The sequence below is a fragment of the Azospirillum griseum genome, assembly GCF_003966125.1.
Classification (GTDB): domain Bacteria; phylum Pseudomonadota; class Alphaproteobacteria; order Azospirillales; family Azospirillaceae; genus Azospirillum; species Azospirillum griseum.
Genome location: NZ_RXMA01000156.1, coordinates 1 through 354, shown reverse-complemented (window position 1 = coordinate 354; position 354 = coordinate 1). Strand labels below are relative to the sequence as shown.

General features: G+C 71.8%; 1 protein-coding gene. It reads left to right on the top strand.

Annotated elements, in window-relative coordinates:
• Nucleotides 1–13 precede the first annotated feature (13 nt).
• The coding region (locus tag EJ903_RS26595) for a hypothetical protein (protein WP_148105340.1) at nt 14–354 on the top strand (341 nt) is incomplete at its 3' end.

Below are 354 nucleotides of genomic sequence, written 5' to 3'. Positions count from 1 at the left end.
TCCAAGGCGGCGCGTGGCTCCGACCGATGACAAAAGCGCGGTGGCGCGGGCGCTGGTGGAGCGTGACCGGGGGGAACCCGGGTTGTGGACGCTGCTGGCGTGGCTCGGCAGCGGAACCCTTGTGGAACGCGCCTGCGGCCTGCAAGCGGGCATCGCGCCCAGCGTGGCCCCGGTTCTGGCCCGGGATCGGACCGGCTTTCGCCTGGCGCTTGAACGAGACGGGCAGGGCTGGGAACGCTGGCTGCTGTCCGCGACCGGCGAGCTGATCGTGATGGAGATGGAGCGGAGCGCGGCCCTGGACCGTGTGCACAGCGGCTGGGAAGAGCAGCTTGGCCTTGCCGGACGGCGTGGCAC